22 protein-coding genes are annotated in these 24291 nt (G+C 46.7%); 5 read left to right on the forward strand and 17 right to left on the reverse strand.

What is annotated here, in order from left to right:
- Window positions 1-175: 175 nt before the first annotated feature.
- A complete protein-coding gene (locus MKX36_RS18145; RefSeq protein ID WP_025365568.1) occupies window positions 176-1468 on the forward strand; it encodes an MFS transporter in 1293 nt (430 codons plus the stop codon).
- A 127-nt stretch (window positions 1469-1595) separates the two neighbouring features.
- Here MKX36_RS18145 and MKX36_RS18150 read toward each other — a convergent pair whose 3' ends face one another.
- Window positions 1596-1853, reverse strand: coding sequence for a GlsB/YeaQ/YmgE family stress response membrane protein (locus tag MKX36_RS18150; RefSeq protein WP_013372531.1), 258 nt, complete (start codon window positions 1851-1853; stop codon window positions 1596-1598).
- A 297-nt stretch (window positions 1854-2150) separates the two neighbouring features.
- On the opposite strand from MKX36_RS18150, the gene MKX36_RS18155 reads away from it, so the two are divergent.
- Together MKX36_RS18155 and MKX36_RS18160 are read left to right on the forward strand one after the other, a co-directional pair.
- Entirely contained in the window at window positions 2151-2414 is a 264-nt protein-coding gene (locus tag MKX36_RS18155; RefSeq protein WP_174822001.1) for a YkgJ family cysteine cluster protein, read from the forward strand.
- A 35-nt stretch (window positions 2415-2449) separates the two neighbouring features.
- Entirely contained in the window at window positions 2450-3406 is a 957-nt protein-coding gene (locus MKX36_RS18160) for an acetylxylan esterase (RefSeq protein WP_044787615.1), read from the forward strand.
- Between the two features lie 140 nt (window positions 3407-3546).
- Here the strand turns inward: MKX36_RS18160 and MKX36_RS18165 are convergent, their stop codons facing one another.
- Complete coding sequence (locus tag MKX36_RS18165; RefSeq protein WP_016818685.1) at window positions 3547-3870, reverse strand: DUF3817 domain-containing protein; 324 nt, start codon at window positions 3868-3870, stop codon at window positions 3547-3549.
- A gap of 153 nt (window positions 3871-4023) precedes the next feature.
- Between MKX36_RS18165 and MKX36_RS18170 the strand changes: the two genes are divergently transcribed.
- Complete coding sequence (locus tag MKX36_RS18170) at window positions 4024-5028, forward strand: LLM class flavin-dependent oxidoreductase (RefSeq protein ID WP_340865271.1); 1005 nt, start codon at window positions 4024-4026, stop codon at window positions 5026-5028.
- A gap of 279 nt (window positions 5029-5307) precedes the next feature.
- On the opposite strand, the gene MKX36_RS18175 is transcribed toward MKX36_RS18170, so the two are convergent.
- The 4 genes from MKX36_RS18175 to MKX36_RS18190 all read right to left on the reverse strand — a co-directional run bounded on the left by MKX36_RS18175 (window position 5308) and on the right by MKX36_RS18190 (window position 10677).
- Complete coding sequence (locus MKX36_RS18175) at window positions 5308-6924, reverse strand: cellulase family glycosylhydrolase (protein WP_240753109.1); 1617 nt, start codon at window positions 6922-6924, stop codon at window positions 5308-5310.
- 441 nt (window positions 6925-7365) lie between these two features.
- A complete protein-coding gene (locus tag MKX36_RS18180) occupies window positions 7366-7617 on the reverse strand; it encodes a hypothetical protein (RefSeq protein ID WP_013372537.1) in 252 nt (83 codons plus the stop codon).
- Between the two features lie 164 nt (window positions 7618-7781).
- Window positions 7782-9542, reverse strand: coding sequence for a dihydroxyacetone kinase subunit DhaK (gene dhaK, locus MKX36_RS18185; protein ID WP_340865272.1), 1761 nt, complete (start codon window positions 9540-9542; stop codon window positions 7782-7784).
- 1 nt (window position 9543) lies between these two features.
- Entirely contained in the window at window positions 9544-10677 is a 1134-nt protein-coding gene (locus MKX36_RS18190) for a glycerol dehydrogenase (RefSeq protein ID WP_016818681.1), read from the reverse strand.
- Between the two features lie 189 nt (window positions 10678-10866).
- Between MKX36_RS18190 and MKX36_RS18195 the strand changes: the two genes are divergently transcribed.
- Window positions 10867-11898, forward strand: coding sequence for a PocR ligand-binding domain-containing protein (locus MKX36_RS18195; RefSeq protein ID WP_340865273.1), 1032 nt, complete (start codon window positions 10867-10869; stop codon window positions 11896-11898).
- A 148-nt stretch (window positions 11899-12046) separates the two neighbouring features.
- Here the strand turns inward: MKX36_RS18195 and MKX36_RS18200 are convergent, their stop codons facing one another.
- The 11 genes from MKX36_RS18200 to MKX36_RS18250 all read right to left on the reverse strand — a co-directional run bounded on the left by MKX36_RS18200 (window position 12047) and on the right by MKX36_RS18250 (window position 24261).
- Window positions 12047-12979 (reverse strand): DUF2167 domain-containing protein, encoded by a 933-nt coding sequence (locus MKX36_RS18200; RefSeq protein ID WP_340866129.1) that lies wholly within the window; start codon window positions 12977-12979, stop codon window positions 12047-12049.
- A 578-nt stretch (window positions 12980-13557) separates the two neighbouring features.
- Window positions 13558-14334, reverse strand: a complete 777-nt coding sequence (locus tag MKX36_RS18205) for a hypothetical protein (RefSeq protein WP_016818678.1) — start codon at window positions 14332-14334, stop codon at window positions 13558-13560.
- A 228-nt stretch (window positions 14335-14562) separates the two neighbouring features.
- Window positions 14563-15075 carry an RDD family protein gene (locus tag MKX36_RS18210; RefSeq protein WP_016818677.1) on the reverse strand — a complete coding sequence of 171 codons (513 nt, stop codon included), beginning with the start codon at window positions 15073-15075 and terminating at the stop codon, window positions 14563-14565.
- A 62-nt stretch (window positions 15076-15137) separates the two neighbouring features.
- Window positions 15138-17789: a molecular chaperone gene (locus tag MKX36_RS18215; RefSeq protein WP_340865274.1), complete on the reverse strand. Its 2652-nt coding sequence runs from the start codon at window positions 17787-17789 to the stop codon at window positions 15138-15140.
- Window positions 17790-17820: 31 nt separating this feature from the next.
- Window positions 17821-18510 carry a hypothetical protein gene (locus MKX36_RS18220; RefSeq protein WP_016818675.1) on the reverse strand — a complete coding sequence of 230 codons (690 nt, stop codon included), beginning with the start codon at window positions 18508-18510 and terminating at the stop codon, window positions 17821-17823.
- Window positions 18507-19826, reverse strand: coding sequence for a normocyte-binding protein (locus tag MKX36_RS18225; protein WP_340865275.1), 1320 nt, complete (start codon window positions 19824-19826; stop codon window positions 18507-18509). Before MKX36_RS18225 ends, MKX36_RS18220 begins: the two co-directional genes overlap by 4 nt.
- A 46-nt stretch (window positions 19827-19872) precedes the next feature.
- Window positions 19873-21750, reverse strand: coding sequence for a serine/threonine protein phosphatase (locus MKX36_RS18230; RefSeq protein WP_340865276.1), 1878 nt, complete (start codon window positions 21748-21750; stop codon window positions 19873-19875).
- Window positions 21751-21772: 22 nt separating this feature from the next.
- On the reverse strand, window positions 21773-22603 hold the full coding sequence (locus tag MKX36_RS18235; protein WP_290409263.1) for a PP2C family protein-serine/threonine phosphatase: 831 nt from the start codon (window positions 22601-22603) through the stop codon (window positions 21773-21775).
- Window positions 22604-22638: 35 nt separating this feature from the next.
- Window positions 22639-23166 (reverse strand): FHA domain-containing protein, encoded by a 528-nt coding sequence (locus MKX36_RS18240; RefSeq protein ID WP_025365579.1) that lies wholly within the window; start codon window positions 23164-23166, stop codon window positions 22639-22641.
- Between the two features lie 64 nt (window positions 23167-23230).
- Window positions 23231-23779 carry an FHA domain-containing protein gene (locus MKX36_RS18245; protein ID WP_103042553.1) on the reverse strand — a complete coding sequence of 183 codons (549 nt, stop codon included), beginning with the start codon at window positions 23777-23779 and terminating at the stop codon, window positions 23231-23233.
- A 32-nt stretch (window positions 23780-23811) separates the two neighbouring features.
- A complete protein-coding gene (locus tag MKX36_RS18250; protein WP_031462038.1) occupies window positions 23812-24261 on the reverse strand; it encodes a J domain-containing protein in 450 nt (149 codons plus the stop codon).
- Window positions 24262-24291 lie beyond the last annotated feature (30 nt).

Genomic DNA, 24291 nt, shown 5'->3' on the forward strand with positions numbered 1-24291 from the left:
TCCAAAAGGTAAGTTATATTTTTTTATCATCTAATGCTATTCTAGGTTGACTCCATCATAGGCTGGCTATTCATCTTCACTGCCCTCGCAGCAACTTTTTTGTGTACCATTACATAAGAGATTTCGTATAATAGGTTTTAATATACAGATTAGAAATATTTACCGGAGTGTGATCATGGATACCCAAAATACAACTTTATCCCCTGAAGGAAGGCACTCGGCCTGGGCTACCTTTACTTCACCTTTAAAACAATCCAAAGCGTTCACTCTCTTATGGCTTGGACATTGGATCGCGATGTTAGGAAGCTCCGTCACGACAGTCATTTTGCCACTGGTTATCTATTCTTTGACAGGCTCGACCACCATCATGGGATTGGCGATGACGGTTTATATGCTGCCAAATGTACTTATTCTTCCTTTCGCAGGAATGATCGTGGACAGAATTGACCGAATTCGCCTCCTTCTGTTCACGAATGTCGCCCGCTTTGGTCTGATGTTCGTTGCTTCGGTGCTGATGTTTACGGACGGGATGAAGTTGCCGTTCCTATTCGTTGGGCTTGCGTTGTACGGATTGATGGATGGTATCTTTAATCCGGCTTATTCAGCCTTACGTGCACAAGTGTTTACACCGGACATCCGCAATGCTGCCAATGCGCTAAGTCAAATCAGCATACAAGCTGTTCGTCTACTCGGTCCTCCGCTAGGAGGCTTTATTGTATCCTTTTCCTCTCCCGGTGTCGGCTTTGGACTGGATTCTATCGCTTACCTGGTATCATTTGCCTGTTTTTGGATGCTAAGTGCTCATTTGGCCTCCATCATCGGCAAACGTCAGACCGGTTCAGAACAGGAAGATCAGGGTGGACAACATTTTCTCAAGGATTTTATAGCAGGTTTTGCTATTCTTAAAAGCCATCCTTGGCTATGGATTACGATACTCGCCTTTTCTTTCATTAATATCTGTTATTCAGGTATTATCGCTGTGCTCATCCCATGGCTGTTCAAGGTGCATCATGGCTATAATCCAGTCGTATACGGCATCGCAATGGCAAGTAGTGGCATTGGTGCCATGTTGGGAGCCTTTGTGTATGGATCGCGCAAGCATTGGAAGCACCGCGGTCTGCTCGCTTACTTAGGAGCTTTTGTCAGCGGTCTTGCCTTACTGCTGTTGTCCATAGTCACCTGGATGCCAGGATTGATTATGAGCATGATGCTCGAAGGATTTGGTATTATGATTTTTGCGATCATCTGGGAGACAAGCCTGCAGGAGTTAGTTCCCGCTGAATCCTTTGGACGTGTAGCCAGTCTGGATTTGATGTTTTCCTTCGCACTGCTTCCTGTCGGCTATCTGGCCGTAGGTGCCGTGGCGGACAAGCTTGGCGGTATCCTCACCATTGGTATGTTTGCAACCATCGGTATGTGTATCGTGCTGGGCGTGCTAATTGTTCCTCATATCAGACGATTTCAATAGAAACTATGTAACTTTATCTCAAAAAAAAGCTGCTCCCACAGGTTCATTTGTGAACCTTGCGGAAGCAGCTTTTTTCCATTTTTAACTCGCGCCCCATTGGGACGGGTCTATTCAATAATTCGTAAAGTTAGCCTCTGCTCCGTCCAACGGAACGGAAGATCAAGCTCACAATCACGACTAGCACAATCGCACCAATTAATGCAGGAACGATGTAGAACGATCCGATTTCAGGACCCCAGTCTCCCAGAATCAAGCTACCCAACCATCCACCGATAAAACCAGCGATGATGTTACCAATCACACCACCCGGAACATCACGACCTGCGATAATTCCTGCCAACCAACCAATAATACCACCAACAATCAATGCCCATAACCAACTCATTTTGCGTCACCTCGTTTTAGTTTTTATCGTTGTGTTCTATTATTAACCACTCGAACTCCTTTTGAACACACAGAGACCAAATGGTTAATATTACCACTCAATGGTACGCTGATTTGGGGGCTTGATACCATCCTACGTGCCTCCCAGATTATTTATGCTCTTTGTGTGAAAAGTGTGTCTCCTATCCGTTTATCCTTGTATTCCTGCTTTTTTTGTGCCATCCTCACATTATGGCTTCACTGAAGTCACTTCATGCATAGGTTACAAAAATAACAGATTATTAAGGAGTGACCCCCTCTGGAGTGTCGAGTAGGATGTGCTGCATGTTGCATTGCCATTACGATTTCTTCCCCTATTCCCGGCATGCCAGACGGAAAACCCGCTGGTGTTCCTTGCCCTCAACTCACGCCTGATTACCGCTGCCAATTATTTGGAAAACCTGAGCGTCCTGCTGTATGCAGTGGCTTTCATGCGGATAAGGATACATGCGGAGACACTAATGAAAGAGCATTTGAACTGCTGAGCGAGCTGGAGAAATCCACTTTACCGAGTAATGCCTAAGAGAACTCATTCTATATAAAGGAGAATTTTTGATTATGAATGTTATTGAAAAAAGAATTGCCGAATTGAAGCAGTACGTTCCCGATCTTACCACCCCTAAAGATATGAATTTATTTTGGGACAAAACACTGAAAGAAGTTCACGCCAAACCTGTACGTGCATTCAAAACGCCCGTAGAAACACCGTATCCTCATATGATGGCCTATCGGGTCACTTTTGAGGGGATCGATGATACGCCTCTGCATGCCTGGTATGTACGTCCCCGATTTGCAGGAGATCAGAAGCTGCCATGCATCGTTCTGTTTCATGGCTACACAGGCGGAAAGGGCTATCCTGAAGATTATTCATCTTGGCTAATGCTTGGTTTTGCTGTATTGGCGGTAGATGTTCGTGGTCAGGGAGGAGAAACGGGGGACCGTCGGAATGACCCTCACGGAACCGTTAAAGGCTGGGTCACGAAAGGAATATTGGACAAGGATACCTGCTACTACAAAACGATTACAACCGATGCCCTTAGAGCCGTAGACTGGGCTGCGGAGCAAGCCGACGTCGATTCGGCTAAAATCGCAATCAGTGGCGCCAGCCAGGGCGGTGGACTTGCATTAATGGTGGCTGCGCTCAGCGATAAAGTTGCTACGACGGTAGCGGATATTCCTAATATGTGTCATATGGATTTTGGCATGATGAATTCTACCAGTTCACTGACAGAAGCTGCCGAATTCGCAAACCGCTTCCCCGAGCATTTGGAGCAGGTACTACATACATTGAGTTATTTTGACGTGATGAATCTAGCTCATCGCATTCGTATCCCTGTCATGGTATCTGTAGGGTTGAAGGATACAGTGTGTATGCCAGAGACGATTTTCGCTGCTTACAACCGCATTGAATCACCAAAGACGATTGAAATTTATCCGTTCACGGGACATTGGGTTGAAGGTTTCCACAGACGCAAGACGGCTGAATTTTTAGTTCAAACCTTAGCATTACATTGAGTTAACGGTTTCCTCCGGTGCATAAAAAAAGAACACCACGCATCCATCTGCGTAATGTTCTTTCTACTGCATCGGAGCCAATCTCGCTTCCATAGACAAGCTCCTCGACAGTTCACAGCGAAGCACCTCTCCTGTAAAGTTTACGATGCAGTTCTCTGTTCTGCTGTCGAATCCCCTGTCCATTTTCGCACCCAAACAAAATCCATAATCATTAGACCAAACGGAATGAAGGATGCAAACATAATGAAAAGAGGCCGCCGTAAAGGCCAATGCAGTGCGGTTTTTCCATAGATTAAAGCGACGAGGAGCAACAGAAAGCTCACCCGGTATATGTTACCAATCACCATAACCGCCTGGGTCATGCCCGCAGCTTGCAGCGGCTGGTGGGTGAATAGTATCGCCAAATACGCTATAGCTTGAATCCAGAGCATGAGCCGGACACGCCCTAAAGGTGTTCTTAACACAAATGTAATCCCCTCTCCATGAGCAGAGATGTTCTCTCATCCCTTATGCATCCTTTATTATAACGAAAAGATGCCCAAACTCCAACCTATCCAGTTTTGAATTTTGACCAAATGGGTTGTGTTTGATACAGTTGTGTAAGAGGTGATTGTAAAATGCTTAAACTGGGTATACTGGACCAGTCTCATATTCCTGAAGGCGGTTCTGCTCAAGATGCATTGTCTAATACAACAGATTTAGCGCGTGAAGCTGATCAACTGGGGTACAGCCGTTATTGGGTATCCGAGCATCATGCGTCCAAAACACTAGCACACTCCAGTCCCGAGGTATTGATTGCCCATTTGGCTGCTCACACATCGCGGATTCGTGTGGGTTCAGGCGGCATTATGCTGCCACACTATAGCGCCTATAAAGTAGCTGAAAACTTCCGGTTACTGGAGGCGCTCCACCCTGGACGCATTGACTTGGGAATAGGACGTGCTCCAGGCGGCTTGCCGCTGGCTACTCGCGCATTGCAGGAAGGGAAATACCAAGCTGTCGAACAATATCCACAGCAGATTCTAGATTTAATCGACTATTTCAATGATTCGGTGCCTGACAATCATCGGTTTGCTGGCCTTCATGCCTCCCCGATGATATCAACCGTTCCTGAATTATGGTTGCTTGGCTCCAGCGGGGAGAGCGCCAGATTGGCCGCGATGATGGGTGCCTCCTACGCCTTTGCCCAATTTTTCGGTACTCCGGGCGGCGTAGAAGCTACCGCGCGTTACCACGAGCAATTCATGCCTTCGATTTTAGGAGATAAGCCTCACTCCATGGCGGCAGTTACGGTAGCCTGCGCTGAAACTGAAGAGGAAGCTGAGCAGCTGGCATCCAGTGCTAGTTTGTATTTCCTTTTACTCATGCAGGGTAAAGAAATGAATTCTCTTCCATCGGTGAAAACAGCCATGTCCTATCCCTATACAGAATTTGATCGTGAACGGCTGCGCCAGTCTGCAGCATGGCGTGTTGTTGGTACTCCTGAGCAGTGCAAGGAACAACTGCTAAGACTGGCTGAGCAGTATCGTACCGATGAATTACTGGTTGTTTCTTCCATTCATGACTTCAATAAACGTGTTCAGTCCTACCGTCTGCTGGCCAAAGCTTTTAATTTGGTATAAACACAGATGAACAGAGGCTCATTTTCATTAACATTAAAACCCCCGCCTGCCTATAAAGGCAACAGCGGGGGTTTGTTGTAATATAGATACCACAAAAGTCGAATGTCATATGGTACTTTAGTAGTATATCCATCGGAACTGAAGTATAAGTTGTTTACTTCTAAAGTTCCATCATCCATATACCAAAGGCGCATACGCTATACTTCATTTCTTCAAAAGAGTGCAACCAAAAGTCCCATCTCTTTATTCACTCCAGCCAAGTTTGTCATGGCTGAATTTCTAGGGTTCTATACCCCATACCAGCTTACCTTGCTGATATACGGTGCCATGGTCCCAGTCTGCGAATGCTGTTTGGGTAGCACCATAGGAGTAATCGTTGGTCTCATCAAAGTTGCTCCAATTTGCAGCATGAATACGGGATTGAATTTCCCCAGTTTCGCCGCCGGGCTGAATCGTTCCTGCTCCATCTGTGAAAGAAATTTCTACATATTTATCTGCCTTGACCTTCGGATTTGGCAATGTTACAAAAGTCGCTTTTACCTTTTCGTTGCCAATCTTGGCCCAGTCTACAAAAAACTGCTGAGCTTGTTTGCTCTCATCTGTATAATAGTAGCGAATTTTCAGATCACTCAGCTTCACAGCTGTTTTACCCGTATTTTTGATATTAAATTGAGGTCGGATCGCATTATCCTTGGCATTCGTATCATCGGTGCGATATTGAAGCACGATCCCTTCATTATTACCGCCTGGTGTACTTCCACTGTGATCGTTACCATTGTTTCCACCGCTATTTCCACCATCGTTACTACCACCATTGTTGCCGTCTCCGCCGTTATTCCCGCCGTTGCTTCCTCCACCATGACTGCTGGAGCCTTCCAGAATTGCCTGTTTTACGAATTTGCCGGAAGCTGTTAATTGTGAATCAGGCCATCCACCCTTGCGATCGGCACCAGGCAACAGCGCAGCCGAGGTCTCATTTTTGTCAGCAAGCGACCAATTGGCCCAACTGATTTTACGGCTAGCCAGAAAGTCAGTCCATACTTTGGATTCATTTAGGAAAGGGCCACCGTTACCCGAAGCGTCGCTTGTCCCCCACTCGGTAGCAAAAATGCCTACACCCTTGTTCAGTGCATAATCAACCCGATCGCGCAAATATTGTCCATGTGTTCCCGCATAGAAATGCACGGTATACATTGTATTTTTGTCTGGAAGTGGATGGTCTGCTGCATCATGTACATCCTGACTCCAGGTACCTGTTCCTACAATAATAATATTATCCGGGTCCTTAGCTCGAATAACCTGAGATACCTCGGATGCATAAGGTCGAATTTGATTGTTCCAGTTCACATTCCCATTCGGCTCATTAGCAAGTTCATAGATTACGTTAGGCAAATGACCATACTTAGTGGAAAATTCATTAAAGAAAGCTTTGGCTTCATTTTTATGAATGTTCGGATCGCCATCTGAGAGAATGTGCCAGTCAATAATGACGTACAAACCCAATTTCTGTGCTGCCTCAATGGCTTCCTTCACTTTATTTTTCAATGAAGGATTGGCAATATAACCGTTTTCTTCAGTGTACAACGCAACTCGAAACACGGAAATGCCCCAATCGTCCCGCAACCATTTCATAGTGTCCTGATTCACCAGATCTCCAAACCATTGGACGCCATGAGAACTAATGCCCTTGAGCTGTACAGGCTGTCCATTTTTATCCACCAGTTTACCGCTCTTTACTGAAAGTTGTCCGTAACGTTCCACAGGGGTCGTCCCGGCCGCCTCTGCTGTTGACGCATTCCAGTTAAACCCATTCGTTAACGTTAATAGCAACACTGCTGTTAGCAGTACTGCTACTCTTTTTGCGATCCTTGGCAGGATCCATTGCCTGTTCATCATTTACACATTCCTTCCTTTTAATAAAATAGATGAGACTTATCAGTACGTTGTTCTCCGCTTTTTCGCCCCTTCCTTCATACAATAAAAGGATCAGGTCCAACATTCGATGTCACTTACCTGTATATGGATGTTACTACTATTATAGTTAGTTACATGTTACATTTCGACTTTATGCTAGAAAATGAATAAGAAGTCACGGTTTTGGGATATGTACCCCTTAGTTGGCTACTGTAGAGTACTGAAAGGACAAAAGTCTCATTTAGCTATTGAAAAATTTGGCCAATTTGGGCTGGTTAACAGGTTAAAAAGAGTCTTAATTGCAACTCTTTAACTTAAAAAAAGACTGCTTCCCGATGCCTAGGCTCGGTACAGCAGTCTTATCATGATCTTGTATATGATCGGATAATGTTAACAATATCGTCTTAACGTATGATGTCCTTATTACCCCTTAGCGGCAGCTTGAGGTTCTTGGGTCGCCTGATCTTCGTTCATATCGCCGCCATCCGTCGCTTGATCTGTCAGTACAGTCTCAGATGAGTTACCCATTACCTTGTCTATAAGTTGTAGCCAAGGTTCTTCACTGCCTCCACAACTCTCAATATCACCGAGCAGGGACTCTAGCGTGGTTCCTTCTTCTGGCAAATCAATAACTAAACTGTCTTCGTCAACTTGGATGGTGCAGCAGGTTTTCATTGTAAATCCCTCGCTTAATTCTTATTTGAGCATGCAAGTATGCTTGCTCAGATGGGATGAACTCCCACGGATCCAGGGATAAGCCTTTTGAATCCGTCTGAAATTATAAACCTAATGCATCCCAATTGCAATGAACAAACCTTGAATTTTTAAGAATTAGCGAATTAGTTCAAACATTCAGCAAGCTCCGTAAAAATCACTCCAAGCGCATAAGCCCCCGCGTCTGGATAACCAAGGCTTCTCTCTCCGACCGCTCCGGCACGTCCCATACGCGCCACGATGTTTTCTGTCTTTTTGGCCCCTAGGACAGCGGCTTGAGCACCTCGCACAAAGGCTTCCTTCACGTCAACATTTGATTTCGCGCTCTCTACCCAGCTATCCGCACATGGCACTAATGCATCAATAAGCGTTTTATCACCCACGACGGCTCCTCTACCGAAAGAACGTTCACCTGTCGATTGTATGCCTTGCACCGCAGCCTGCATCATATCTGCGAATTCGGCAATGGTCAGTTCGCTTCGTTCACCCGCAGATCGTGCTGCCGCGCGAAATGCTGAGCCCCAGATCGGACCCGAAGCCCCACCGCAGTATTCCATGATGACGAGCGAGCATGAATGGAGAAAGCTTCCCATCGTCAAGGAATCTTGGTGTAGGATGTCGCTCCATTCCCGTTTCAGCTGACGGAACCCCTTGGCAACACTCATGCCAAAGTCGCCATCGCCTGCATGAGAATCAAGATCGCAGAAAGGCACCTCATTCTTGATGATAACCTCACTCATTTTGTCAACCAGGTATATCAGATTGTTCAACGTAATCTTGTTATCCTCAATAACTGCAAAAGCAGGGGCAGTTTCCACCTCGAAAGATACTTGTCGATTTTCGTCTGCTACAGTTGATAGATCTGTGAACACGACTTGATCAGCAGGTCCAGACACCTTGAACGCAGGCGTGTTACTTTCATGGGAAAGTAAGGTTTGCAGTTCGTCGTCCAGCTTCATGATTGAAACTGAGATGCCCGCCATATCGATACTTGTCATATAATTGTTGACGAAAGCTCGATTGATCTTGATTCCCTTCGCTGCTAGTTCGCGAGTGACCGCATAATTGAAAAGATACAGTTCTTGCAGAGGCGTACCGCCAAAACCATTGATTAGCAGTGCAATTTCTCCGCTGAATCCGTTTTCGATCTGCATGTCTCGAAGGAGGTCGGTTACCATTCTGCATGCCAGCGTATCCGCATCTGTCAGCTTCTCGCGTCTGATTCCAGGCTCGCCGTGAATACCAACGCCGTATTCGATTTCATCAGGCCCGAGCTCAAACGTTGGCGAGCCCTTCGCCGGCACGGTGCACGACGTCAATGCAAATCCGATACTGCGTACATTCGCAGCGGCTTTCTCCGCCACTGCTTTGACTTCTGCCAAACTACGCCCCTCTTCTGCCGCTGCACCCGCGATCTTATGCACAAGTACCGTGCCCGCTACACCGCGCCGTCCGACCGTATATAGACTGTCTTCTACAGCGATGTCGTCTTCGACCTTTACATAGTCCACTTCCAAACCATCTTCAGCAGCCAAATGGGCGCCGTTTCTAAAGTTCATGATATCGCCGCTGTAATTTTTGATAATCAGCAGTGTACCTTTTTTCCCAGCTGTTGCTCGGATGGCCTGATACACTTGAATTTGCGAAGGAGAGGCAAAAACATCACCGCAGACCGCCGCATCGAGCATCCCCTTGCCGACAAAGCCGGCGTGAGCGGGCTCGTGTCCGCTGCCACCACCGCTGATGAGCGTTACTTTCTCCCTGTTCAGTTCCTTTTTCTTGAGCACTTTATATTTTGGTAGAAATTCCAACTCGGGATGCGCGAGCGCGATACCACTGCACATCTCAAGAACCAAATTTTCCGTACGGTTGATGACCTTTTTCATGCTATTTTACCTCCGCTTTGTACTGGCTGCCGATCCGGTCGGCCGCAGCAATTGCCGCTGCAACCTGCTCTACCGTGATCGGAAACGGCATGGCATGAATCGATTCCTCCTCAATGCAGGCTTTAGCAGCTACTTCCATGAGTTCTTCCTGGCTGATATGATCGACACCGATATCGGCCAAGCAGACCGGCAAACCGATGGTTAAACAGAAATCCAGTACCTGATGCAATTCCTCCGTCGGTGCGTTTTCGAGCACCAGCTGTGCGATCGTACCGAACGCGACTTTTTCTCCATGGTAATAGTGGTGCGTGCCTTCCAAAATGGTGAGTCCATCATGAATCGCATGGGCCGCAGCAAGTCCGCCGCTTTCGAAGCCAAGACCTGAGAGTAGAATATTAGTTTCAATGATATTTTCGAGTGCTTGTGTAACATGATTTTCATCGCATGCCGCTTTTGCTTTGGCACCGTCTTTTAAGAGCATTTCATAGCATAACGTTGCAAGTGCCAACGCCGCATTCGTACCTACGGCTGGCGCACACTGTCCCTCGCGTACTCCATTAGGCAGTCCAGCGTTGACCCTGGAGTAAGAGCGAGAGGTCGCACGGGCTTCAAAGTATGTCGATAGTGCATCACCCATACCTGATACGAGGAATCGGGTTGGTGCATTGGCAATTACAGTGGTGTCAACTAATACGACACTCGGGCTTTGTTTAAAATAGGCGTAATCGTCGAATGCGCCTTCTGGAGTATAAAGAACGGCCGAGTGACTTGTCGGCGCATCCGTCGCAGCAATCGTCGGACAGATGATAAGCGCTTCCCCTTGTGCCACACATTTCGCCGCGTCAATCGCTTTGCCGCCGCCGAGACCAACGATGCAATCACATCCATTCGCAGTGGCGATTTCTTGGAGTCTAGACACTTCTTGTCTGGAGCACTCACCCATAAAACCGCTTTCAATAAAGGTTACGTTATACTTTTCCGTAGTGGAATCAAGCTTATCTTTCACCCGCTCCACATCGGCTGGATGCGCGATCAGTAAAGCAGATTTGCCAAAGGTACTCACATAGTAACCCAAATTCAACAATTCGTTTTCACCTTGTACATATTTGCTTGGGCTGATAAAAGCTTTTCTCATCTATAATTCCTCCCTTTAATGGTGTTGGTTTCGTTCTGATTAAAACTATAAACGAACCATGTGAACTTTACATTGGAGGAATCAAGGAATATATTATAATTTGCAATCGTATTTTTTTGCACTGAAGCATGTGAATTGTACTTTTTTGTTGTTGCCTACAGGATAATTTACTATTAAGGGATGAGAATCTTGATACGTGAACATTTGAGCATCCAGAAAATCTTTGATTTGAAAAAGTGGGAGCAGTTGCAGGATTCATTAGCATCCGTTACCAAATTAGCCATTCTCACCGTCGATTATAGAGGGAATCCCGTAACTAGTCACAGCCAATGTCAATCGTTCTGCAAGAAGGTTCGCCAAGATGAGAATCTCCTTCCCTACTGCCAGAAATGTGACTCTCGTGGTGGACTTGAAGCGGTGCGTTCCAACAAACCTTATATTTATCTCTGTCATTATGACATCGTTGACATCGCGGTACCAATCATTATCGACGATAAGTACATTGGCGCCGTCATGGCAGGTCAGGTTCGCCTAGCCGATCCTTCGAACGCTTTACAGCTGGAACAAATCCTCACATCAAAAAATGAAAAACTGTACAGCTCCAAATGGGAGGAACTTAAGGACTACTATGCCGATTTGCCGACGATGACCTATCAGGAAATTCAGATGATCTCCAACATGTTATCCTTATTGTGTAATTATATTGTTGAAGAAGCAATGAACAAAAATCTTCTCGCGGAAATGTTCGAAAAGGCTTCGGCCATACAGTCCAGTCCGCAATTGTCTGATATCCTTCCTGGCTACTCGCTGAAGCATATCGAAAGCCTTAAGAAAGAAATGAATAATTTCTTAGCAGATGCCTATCTGAACTCCTCAGGGGATGAGGATATTCCGTACGGAAATCCTGTACTCAAACCCGCCTTTGAATATATTTATGAGCACAAAGGTGAAACTTTCTCTCTAAAAGCCATGGCTGACTTGTGTCACATTAGTCCGAGTTATTTTAGTCGGCTGTTTGCGAAGGAAACGGGTGAGAACTTTTCCAGCTATCTTGCCCGCTTAAAGATGAAATGGGCGAAGCAGCTGCTCGAAGCTACAGATATCCCTGTATCCCAGATCAGTAGTGAGCTCGGCTTTAATGAGCCAGGGTATTTTATTAAAATATTCAAAAAATATGAAGGCACAACACCCGCGGTATACCGAAAGTATTACAAGGGATAAATAAACGAAAAAACAGATGATTCATGGGTCTATCATTACCATGATCATCTGTTCATAATGTTCTTGCCCATGCTACCTCTTCAGTGTGTACTGATCAGGCTGCCTGACCTTTTTGTTAGTAATTATATTATGGCGTGTTTCTTTAGAGCTACTGTAATGTTTCTGACTGATCCTGAGCATTCGTTTCATTGTGCATGGATTCTGACTTTTTCTTGCGAAATAATTTGGCAAAAAACTTGCCTATCACACCAAACACACCTACACAAGCAGCACCAATGAGGACAAGCACCTTAACTCCCGCGCCCTTAACAAAAGCAAGGATTAATGCCAACAAGCCTACCTTTTTAGCTACTGCCAAACCGGCTCCTCCCAAAATCAGTCCAGTCAGGCCATACTCAGAAATTTTGTCTGTTGAAGCATTAAAATCCTCGTACCGCTCCCCTGATTTGACGGTCAGCTTGGGTAATATTTTCTCATTCAAAAACTTCTTATCCGCGTCCAAATGTGCAGGATGGGACACTAATATGGCAGAGATATAACCCTGACGAGTGAGCACACGAACATTATAATTAATCAGCTTTTCCTTGTTCCCATCCTCCGCCAGCATAGACCAGGTTAAATTATGGGTCGTTTCATTATAAAAAGGCTCCACATCCCAGCCTGTAACATACAGACGATCACTTTCCGCTTTTTCCTTGTTACTCTCTTCCGTACCCTCTTTATAACTATCTAGAATGGCATCTGCATCGATGTCTTCTTTTTCATCATCCTTGATATGTCCAAGTTCATAGTATTCAAAAACAACTTCCCAATTTTGATTTTCATCCTTCGGAAATATACTCCCAATTTCCTTGCCAGATGGCTTTTCGTGATTCATCTCGCTTACCTTCGCAGTGTTAGCCGCATCCAAAAAAAGAAGAGATGAGTCTAAATCAACCGCAGCTACATTTCCCAGGTCTACCTTTCGGCCACCCTCAATCCATTTTAACTGTTCACTGGATGAAGCCCACGCATTTCCTCCACTGAGTAACACCAGACTAAGCGCCAACAGCGCTCCCAAAATCGTTTGGCCCCATCTCATTTTGTAGTTACATCTGTTATCTAGTCTCTTATTCAAAACTCATTGCCCCTTTATAAATTCCAATATCTCCCGTGTTCCCAACCATATTAGCCACTGCATTATATTTTGTCAATTCACCGTAGCAAAGGGCGTTTCCACGACTTAATACTCATTTTTATACATATGTATGCAAATTTTCTACTCTAATCGGACTGGTTTTACAAGGTATGGAGGAGCGATATAAAAAGACTCATCATGGACAAGCACAATTGCGCAATCGCTGCAACTTATCCGTTCAAGTCTCTCTCACTTATAATTTCTTAAAAGACGTATTCCTTGATATGACAACTTTGTTGACCTCAAGCTTAGTCTCAAGCACATCCATCTAGCCTATAAAATGTCGAATTTCAGCAGGTTAAGGAATGCATACTTCACCAAACAAGCGACTATAGTCTTAGTGACTTTATGCCTGTTTTTATACATATGTCATCTTTTTTATTTAAAAAAATGTATAGGCTTACACCGGATTGATTTAACAAATACTGGGGCATAGAAGTAAAGATAGAGGGGATGCATACTCCACTCCTCTATCTGATGTTCTAATCCACAATCATCCGTCCAGCTCCACCGCCCTGCCAGCGGCCTGTTGTGCGCTTCCCCCGTCCGGCTCCTTCCAAAATCAGCACCAGCTGCCTATGGAGCTGAGCATGTGAATATTCCTTATATTCCACACCACTTCGGTTTGCAATATAATGCTGGATAGATTCTCTGTCTACAGCCTCCAGGTTCAGGCACATCATAGCAAACATACAATCCATCGGATCGGTTGTACCGCTTTTGAGCAGCTCGGATGCAAAATAGCGCAGCGTTTCTGGGCGCAACGTACTTTGATACAACCCCGCAAACGGGACATGAATATCACTCCATGTATTGAACTCAGTAGCCATATCGGCAAAATCCTGATAATTGGAGCGAAGCACGGCTCCATCTTTGAGTTTGAATCGGCCCAACTCCAGTTCATCCAATCCGATCTCAGCCTCGGCCTCTAGCACAATATCTGCATGATGCACGGTGAAATCCGGGCGATCGGTTTGTTCCAAAAAGAGCAGCTTCAACACCGATAGCCGCCCCGTAGCCACATATGAAACTTCCTGCTCTTGCTCCAGCAGGTATAATCTATTTTTATGCTTTACAATGCCTCTGCCTACGGTCAGCGCATGTTCCCCGACGGTCACATTCATTCCGGTAATAATACCATCCGAATAATCCTGATACCGGATATCCAGAAAGCTACGGGGGTAATCCCGCAGATTTTCCAGCATCTCGGTTTTGAGAATGCGACCTTTTTCAAACTTTGGAACGATATGCGTTAACATGGGGTTTCCTCCTTTCTCTATTCTTCTTTATTTAAGGGAACAGATAGCCGATTCACACCAGGCGCAGGAGGCGGAACAATAACTCCATCATCGGTGGTGGGTGGAGCTTTACTTACTCCAAGTAATCCAATAAATAGGCGAAAATTCTTTTCTATACATCTGCGTATATCCATCGTGCTTCCCCCGATTGAAGACTGAGGTTTAATCTCAGAGTTTATTGATCTACCTTTACATCCCGGCTCCGCGCCCAGCCTGCTCGCGCAGTATATAATTCAGCTCGCGCTTGTCCACAACATAGGTACGTGCAATCAGATCGTGAAGAGCCTGTTTTCTAGCTGTAAAGCCTGCCATGATAAAACCGATCCACAAAATGATACTCGATACAATTTTACTCCAGTAGCGGGCACTCGCACGTCCAAAGCTCAGCTTTTGGTTAAATTCATCTACTACAACGATACCAAGAGCCAGCTTGCCCACCGTAGCTCTGCATTTGGACGATTCCATGATCGCAAAATACAACCATGAAGCCCCCAAATTCATCAAAGTTTGTCCTAATAATTGCATAGTAAAAATAGCAGTCGGCCCGTCTGTCAGCATAGAGGTTTCTGCCGGAGATGGCACCCAATCTCCAATGGCCTGAATGATGATCCAGACCAGTCCGATTATCATAAATACAAATCCTAAAATAAGGCTGTCAATGATATAGGCCAAAGTTCGTTTCCAAAAACCTGCATACAGCATGTTATTCCCTCCATGTGTTGTGTGCTTTTCTGATTTCTGCATTTTGCAAAATCCTTAATTTATTATTTCGTGCCGTCAAAGAAATCCAGCTCGGAGAGATCATTTTCGAAGGCATAAAAGCGCTTCGGACCCAGATACAGCAATTCATCACGGCGAGTAATCGGTACGACGTAAAAGCCCCAACGACTATCCCCGACAAAAACAAAATATTTCGTCTCCTCATTGCGAATGGAGTCCGTATCATCCTGTGGAATATCCTGCCCGTACAGCACAGCAATTTCCTCATACGGCATGGGTTCAAAGGCATCTGGCCGACTGCGGTACACATGACGCTGACGCAGCTTGCCCCCGTTGGCCGTCAGGAAGAATTCCACTTCAACCGCTTGAGACGGCCGGGAAATAGAACCGCGTACCCGATTGCTTTCCAAACTCGCAATCAGCTCCTTCTCACGCCCCGTATGCGTCCATGCGCTGACCGTATACGGAATCGCTGGAATATGATTGGTAATGACAGGCTCAATGGTTCCCATTTTTTTAGCGTTCAGGTAACGAATAGCCCCGCGCAGACAGGCCATTTTCAACTCAGGTACTCGGCTCAGGTCTTCTGCCTTTTGTCGAAACTCAATACCGCGCCCTGGTACAAATTCCTTGAGTGCTTCGCGGAACACGTCAATCCGGCAGGACTGCCCGGTTAGCTTGATAATCGAATAATCCTGCAAGCGTCCCTCCAAATAAAAATCATCCAGAAACTTGCGCACAATATTGTAGATATCTGCCTTAAGTAGCTGCTGTACTTCACGAATATTAAACACTACATCAGGTAGACCATATTCATCACGGAACCGTCCATTCTCAATGACCGAAACCAGCCAACGATCCATTACGGCAATGTTCAGGTCGCTTTCAGCAGATAATACCTGCTCGGATTCAAAGCGGCTGCGCAATATCCCCGTACGTAGAAAAAATTCCTTTTTCATATTTTCTGCCGCACTCCACAGCAGATGAAAATTACTCAGTACCCGTTGATATTCATCCCGTGTAGCATGCTCATACCGTTTGAACGCGGTAGGCAAGATCGCCTCTGCCTCACGATACCGTTCCTCCAGCCCTGCATATACAGCATCTACACCAAACTCATCCACATGACGGTACAAATCTCCCGAAGGAATGCCGATCAGAGCATCAATATCAGTGTCAGGCAAACGCGTCTCCGCAGCGTAATAACCTGCAAATACAATTTTCATAAACTGCATAATCCGATACGTCAGATTATTTCCACCAAAATTGGTATCCCCATTTTCATACGTTGTGTGAATATCCAGCTTGTAAGCAATACGTCCATCTTCAATCCGGAAGCGGCAGGAAGACAAATCTGTCGTGCCCCCACCACAATCAATGACAAGTGCCTGATACTCCTCACCGTCTGCAAAAGTTCCTCGTTCCATCTGGTCTGCCAACGTGTTGTACAGCACTGCCAGCCCTTCGTCCAGCGCATCCTCCGCTTCAATCCGATAATCAGGCAAAATATCGCTAAACATCTCAATAAACTGGGGCTGCAGCTTGACAGGAGCAGAAAAGTGTAAATTGCGAAACCGACACTTAAATTGCTGCTCGGCTGTAGCAATCACATAACGGATAAACGCCGCTAAAATATCGCTGCGGGATGCGGTTGCTGTATTCCCCTCAGAATCCATTAATTCTTCGATTCGCTTATAGTCATTGACCCAACGTTTAATCCCCCGCAATACCGTGGCACGGCTGCCTGCCACATCGCTTCCACGTAGTGCCTCCTCCCCAAATGCATAAACGATATGCTCGGGATTGGAGCAGTCCGCGACGCGAATGGCGGTCGGCAGCACTTCGATCCAGTCGCCTTCCGTACCTTCTGGACCAGGGAATGACACATAATTGATAGCGTCCAGCCTTACTGTGCTGCTCATCCCTGTATCAGGGGCCGTAACGTAGGAACTATCCAAATAAGCACCTGCCGTGGTGTTCGAGGTGCCAAAATCAATCGCCAGTACCGCATCGGTTGTTTCCGTGCCCCGAATGATCAGCTCTGCCACCGGGATTCGATGACCCTGAAGTTTCAGCGGTAGCATCGGCTTATCTCCATAGTAGAGGTTATAAAAATATTCTGACTCCTGTCTTCGCAGAAACAGCAAGCTATAGCTATGATTAGATGTCTCTCGCAGTTCAGCATCGCGGTGACGAGAAAGATAATATACGCCTGTTCGTCCCTCATCCTTCACCAAATTTAAAACACCACATAATTCCCCTGTCGCATTCACCAGCAGCACATTAGATGAGCTCAGCCAAGGCAAATCGGATTCGATCCGATAGTTGTCCATGCGACCTGTGCGCACACCCTGATACAGCGTGATTTTGGCGGGAACCCGAATACTGCCACTCTCCTGCGGGCGGTCATTCCAGTTGCGCTGTAGTGCCGATTGCATACGTTCAAAACCGTCAGGATTGGGTCTGGTAATGAGTAGATGCTCCTCCGCGCTTCGAAATCGCAAGATTACGCGAATCAATTCTTCACGTGCCAGACGATTCGCAAAGCCCTCGACCAGTCGCTCTTTATCACATATCCCGCGCAACTGAAAGGTCGTCATTTGCTCCAATTCCGCCTGCGTGTATTTAGTCGTGAAACGAGCGCTTTTTCGATCGGTGAGCGGGTCTAGCAACCTGTATGTATAGGGTCCGTTCATCGTTCACATGTCCTTTCTTAGCCATTTAGCCTTAATAGAGGGCGATAGCATCTATTTTCATCGTAGGGTCTTCCTCCAAAATGCCGAAATGACTGGTCCAATACAATTCCGTCGTAAACCGTGCTGGAAGAAACAAATCGAGAATCAGATCGACTTTGATTCGTGACAGCATCGTCTCCTCCTGGCCAATATATATGAGTAGTTCGTCTTTTTCCTCACAGTTGGTGTAAATGATCGAGCGATGGAAGACGCGACGCATCGTTTGTTTTAACAGATGTACGGCTTCCCCCGTCTCATACAGGCGCAGCAGGCCTTCAGCAATCGCGTCTTGTTCCTCACGGTTTAATTGTCCAAAGGCTTCCTTTACCTTCGGGCCAAAGATGCCATCCGCAATATCACGCTGAACAAACCGGATATGGTACTCTCGCCGATTCATGCCTTGATACAAATCGATCTCCGCCAGAAAATGCATCATAATATCAAATAGCGATTCTCTCAGTTCCAGATCCTCTGCTGCATCCGGTGGAAACAGATCCCGAAAAATAGAATAAAAGCGGTAGTACGGATTAATCTCCACTACCTGCTCCAAATGGGACGTATTCAGCTCAGCCAAGCTAAGCTCCATATACGGAGAATAGCTGACAGCGGGTACGAAGCGGAATTTATCTACATCCAGCCCCTGTTTCCTTGCGCGCATGAGCAAATCCCAAACGTAATTCACACCCATTCTCCTTCACACTTGTACTCTGGAAAATACATCTGCACTTCCGACACCAGAAAGCTCATTAAATCGGATAAAATGTAAGCAGGTGTGGTTGGCAACACATCCTCAGAACCACGTCTGAACCCCAATCGCATGATCTGCTTGCCATCCTCTGTCCGTACATTATCGCTGACAAACGGATTTAACGGATACGTCTGAGTTTTGGTTACAAGGTTGCTTATATCATTTCGCCCAGCACCTCCCCAGATGTCCACACGCTCTAGCTCTAGCCCCTGTGCCGCTTCAAACGAATTAACGATGCGCGTGATCTCTGCTTTAGCCCGGACAATCACGGCCTGTTTTCCTGCATAGCGACCCAAAAAGCTGTCCTGCCGCCGATTAGACAATACCGGAAAAGTCTGACGACTAAGCTTGGTTGTAAATGGTTTCGTAACCTTCAACACATTCCATTCGCCAGATTTATCACGTGGTGTGACAATCGTCAGTTCCTCTTCTGTCCGCTTGATATAGCGGATATCACTTTCAGTCCCGTCAATCAGGTAACCATGCTCTGATCCTGTTTTACGCAAAGGCAGCACATGCTCATAGTTCACACGATCCATAGCTGGTATAGGAAAACCGCTGTTCTTTAGAGCCAGTCTTTCAATGTTCCACAACGGAAAAACATCGACTTTCTTATAAACGTCGAATTCCTCCAACGAAATCGAGATTTCATGGATTTCTTCATGAGCGGCCGGCTCGCCGTCCCCACCAATCAATACACAGTCCACAAATTTATAAGCGTATGGATGATTAATCGTTTTCCACGGCATGCCATTTTGCATAAATGTATGATACAACTGCTCAATCTCCAACATATAAGAACGATTATGCTCCAGACGAAAACGAATCGGGTATTTTGCAGTTTCCGTGACCAGCATTCCTAAGAAAATTCGTTTGCTGCGTACCAGTGCCGAGATTTGTTCGGTCTCCATTCCGAGAAAAAGCGTAAATAGCGGCATCTCCCCGCCTTCGCGCACCACCTCTGCCACACGACTGATGTCTACCTGTTTTTCTACTGCATCGGTGGGCAACACAGGATATAAAAATTCATGAATCGGGTCATAGTCCTCACGCGATGTCAATGACACATACACATCAAACTTTTCTTCTGTATTCTCAATTTCCTCAAATACCCGCCGTTCTAGCTGGCGGGTCATTTCTTCCTGATATTCGACGAGGTTCATAAATACCCCCGCCATCATATTTTTCAGTAAACGTCTCTGCTCTAAATCGTCCATCTTGCTCAAACGATCTTGTACCAGCTCTTTCACGACGTCTCACTCCCTTCCGGCTCCAGCATTCAATGAACATAAAAACTTATTTCCCGTTCGCAGCAGCCTGATCTTGACTCTCTGAATTAGACGCCCCGGCTGCTTTAGAAGCAGAATCAGCAGTTCCTTGCTCTTTGCTGGTGTCCGCCTTGGTCGAAGCGGCATTGCCATCCCCCGTACCACCACTTTTTGCAGTCGGAGAGGCTTCCCTCTTCGCGGGCGTAGGACCCGCTGAAGCCGTCGGCGCAGCCTTCGCTTGCGATGCTGTGGCAGAGGTTGCCGCAGCGGAAGATGAAGCTTCACTCGCTGCGTCTCCAGCATCTGTGTCGTTCAACACTCCGTCAGACAATCCCAATCCAGCAGGAAGCTGTCCATTTTGCTGCTGCTCCGCGCTCTGCTTTTCCTCCGCCTTGGCTATGCTCCGCTCCAGCGCCAGAACACTTTCGAGCTTATCAATCTCCTGATAAATCTCCTGTGCCCCGCTATAAGCATCAATGGCCCCTTCATAATCGAGATCTTTCATCAGCCGATCCCCTTTGGCCTGAAGCTTGCCAGCTTGAATCTCCTTGAGCTGCTGCTGAATAGCTGTCAATTTATCATTGGTCTCTGTAATCTTCTTCTCCAGCTCTTTTTGCGCGGACGTATAGCCGGATTCCATCGCAGCCTTATTTGCTTTTTTGTAAAGCTTGAGTGCATTTGTGTAATCGCCACCCTGGAATTTTAAATCTCCGTCCTTCATCCAGCTCGCCGTCTCGGCATAGCTGTCCAGTTGGTCGATTTTATGCTCAATGTCCTTCACATTAAAGGGTGGATATAGCCCGGCGCTTTTCCGTGCTTTATCGTAGCTGGCTTCAGCTTTGGTAAAATCGGCCTTTTCCACATAGCCGTCTCCGTCGACCATCAATTGAGATACTTTCTGCTCTGCCGTGTACAACCGCTTGTGAATTTTATCATTAATCTTAACTGCCGCGTTTTTCGCTTCACTGTAGGATTTGAGCGCTTTTGTATAATCGCCAGCTCTTGCATAATCATCCGCGGCCTGAGCCGATTCGATCATCGTTTCCAGCGCAGCCGCTTTGTTCGCAGCCATACGCGCCAGTGTAATCCATGCTCCCCCGCCCACGATTACAAAGGCGAGCAACGCAATCAAAATCCGTTTGATCAGCTTACGACGGTTTTTAGGCTTTTCCTGGAAAACTTTGTTTACATAAATGGCGGTAGCCGTGTAATTATTCACCGTCCGGCGCTGTTTGCTCAGCAGGACCTCTTCCAACGTATCCGTCAGCATACCCGGGTCCTTCGCTTCCTCCAGCGCACCCAGCATTTCCGCCAGTTCAACGTCCTCCCACATCCCAGATGTAGCGAGCAGCATGACATCTCCATCTGCAAGCTGTGTCTTTTTGGCGTAATGGGCATGAACCCCATTCGGATTCCCCAAGTATTCCAGCAGATTCCCCCGTTCCTCGTGTGTACTGGTCGCTTCGTCTGGAATACGACCATCATCTGCCAGTGACTGAGCCAGGCTATGATCCTTACTGCGAAAATTAAGCCTTCCATTGCGAAAATGATATAGCCGCACATTACCGCACGAAACGTACACCATTTTGTTGTAGTTGGTCACTACCATCAGTAGACTGGCCTTAAGCCGGACACGACGGCTTTCAAATTGCAGCCATTCCTGCGCTTCACGCAGATCTCTCATCAAACGCCGCTTGGACATGGAAGGCTTCTCCATAAAGTTTTCCAGCACCGTTTTGACTACCATTTCTGCGCTGCGCAGCTCCTGATCCGAATCCAGACCATCTGCGAGGACATAACAGGCCATGTCGTCCGTCTCCATGAATGCAAAATAGTCCCGGTTATCTATATAAGAGCCCGCTTCCGACACAAAGGCGGTACTAAAATCGCTGTTGTCCTTGCGCATCGCTACCCCCGTCTTTCTTGTTTCATCCTATCGCCAAAATAAGCACTGTCGCATTATCCTGACTTTTAAACCCTTTATCGTTAATGGTGTCGATCATGGCATCCGCCATTTCCTGCGGTGTTCCGCCCTTGCGCATGATCTCTTCCTGCTCAATCTCAGTCAGCGCCTCCTGAATGCCATCACTGCACAGCAGCACATAATCACCCGAATACAGGCGAATCGGTGCATTCCCCAGTTCCATGCTCTCAAAGCCTTCATAACCTAAGTAGTTGACCAGTTGATTGCGTACAGGACTCGTTTTAGCTTCCTCTGAGGTCATTTGTCCAGCAAGCACTCGTTCCTCCAGCAGTGTTTCCGCTGTATGCTTGGAATTGACTGTCTGAAAGTGACCATTGCGGTAAATTGTAATCAAGCTGTCGCCCACCGCTCCGTAATACAGCTGATAGCCGCACACAATGACCGCCGCGAGCGTCGTTCCCCCGCCCTGCCCATTCAAATTTTGCAAAATACCGCGATTGCTTTGGGTTGCAGCCTCTGCAAAATATCCGTGCAAATTCGTTGCATCTTCTAACTTGGCAAATGCCTTCGTAAAAGTCGTCACAGCCAAGGTACTGGACATACGTCCATTAGCCAGCCCACTGATCCCGTCTGCAACAACAGCCAGCGTACCCACAGGAGTGGTCATACTGGAGAAATAATCATCCTGCTCGCTCCGGCTCCCGATCGTTTGACCATTTCCAATCTCAATTCCACTCACGGTACGGCTGCTGGAACTTCGCGTCAGTCGTATACGGATGATGAGAAGAACAGCGAACAGCACCGCAGCTCCACATACAACAAAATAAGGCTGCATCTCGTTACCTCCCTGCACCATTGCCCACTTCCGTTCTAATTTTCGTTATCCCACTCGAAATGAGCGCCGCACAGCGGAATAAAGATAAATTTGCTGCGTCCGAGCTGAATCACGTCATAAGCAGCCAGCTCCACTGGTGAATATACCGCCTCGTTATTGTGATACGCCAAGCCTGACGAATCGCCTGGCAGCAAGTAAAAGTTGCGTTTCTTCGGATCATACACAATGACCGCATGATTTCTGCGGGAAATCGTGTTGTCTCCGATAATACGGACATGCATTTCCTCTGCGCGCCCGATAAAGTTTTTTTCTGCCATAATGCGATAGTCCTGACCCACCTGTGCTCCTTCGATACATACCAGCCATCCGGTTACCGGGTGAATTCCTACCGTCTCGCCTAAATACGGCATGGTTTTGTCATCGTCTCCCGCAACGTTTGTTTTCGCTGCTGGTTCCGCGCTCTTGGGTGCGGCTATATTTACTACCGAATTACAATAAGGACACGTATTTCCGTGCTTTCGTGTACTGAACATGTGTCCGTTCGGGCATCTTGTCAAACTCATAGTCGGTTCCTTCCCCCATTGTCTTGATTGTCTTTACAGCGATCTACGTGTTGTGCAATTTCTTCTATTTAACGAGCAGCCTGGTATTGGCAATATATAATAAATCGCCTGAGTAAATTCGGTAAGGCTCGCCACTTTCCAGCTTTTTGGTGACACTTTCGTTCGCAGACCGTAGCCCGGTACCGTTGCCGGAATCCACATCCTCCACAAACCAGTCGCTGTTTACCCGGTTGAGTACCGCATGCTCCACACTTACCAAGGAAGCATAATCTGTACCTGCTAAATCAATATCCGCTTCAGAGCGTGATGTTGTTTTGCCGATTAACAATGAGGTTTCGCCTTCAATATACCATTCTTTAACAGACTCACCCTCTTCATCAATCAACACCAGCTTGGCAATCCGTTTATGCTCTGCCTTTGGCTTGGGCACAGGTACCACGGACACCAGATTGCGTAGTATGTATACAAGCACGCTAATCCCAATACCTATCGCGACCACAGTCTTCAAACCGCTGTAGCCTGTACGATTAAACACATAAAAGGCGATCGCCAGCATCAGCCCGAACATGGCAACATCTATGATGAAAACCCATCTGCTCTGCGCCGTTTTCACTGCTTGCTTCCCCCGTTTCTATCCTGAAATCATCACTTTTTACGAATACCAAAAAATTGGTTGAACATGGCTGAGGTATCCGTCGGATCACCGGATTTTTTTGTTTTTTTCCCTGGTGAGCCCTCCTTCGTTTTCGGATGAAAGCCGAAAAATTGCTCAAAATCAGTGCCTATGTCAGCCGGATTGAATCCTTTAGCTGTCCTACGCGTACCGCCTGAAGGTGCTGCCCCTCTCGCTTTATCTTGCTGTTCTCCGCTAGTTCCCGTAGCTTTTCGGATGAGCTCAGCATCGTATGCCTGCCGCAATGCTTCGTCACGCAAGGTATTGTAAGCCTCGTGAATCAGCTTGAACTTGCGCGTTGCTTCCTCGCTTCCCTGGTTGGTATCAGGATGATACTTTTTGGCCAGTTTACGGTAAGCTTGCTTAATCTCTGCCTCCGAAGCATCCCGGCTGACACCGAGCAGCTCATAGTAGTTGGTCATTGTCTGATGTTCCCCTCTCCGAAAAAAATA

This window comes from Paenibacillus sp. FSL W8-0439, assembly GCF_038008995.1.
GTDB classification, from domain to species: domain Bacteria; phylum Bacillota; class Bacilli; order Paenibacillales; family Paenibacillaceae; genus Paenibacillus; species Paenibacillus polymyxa.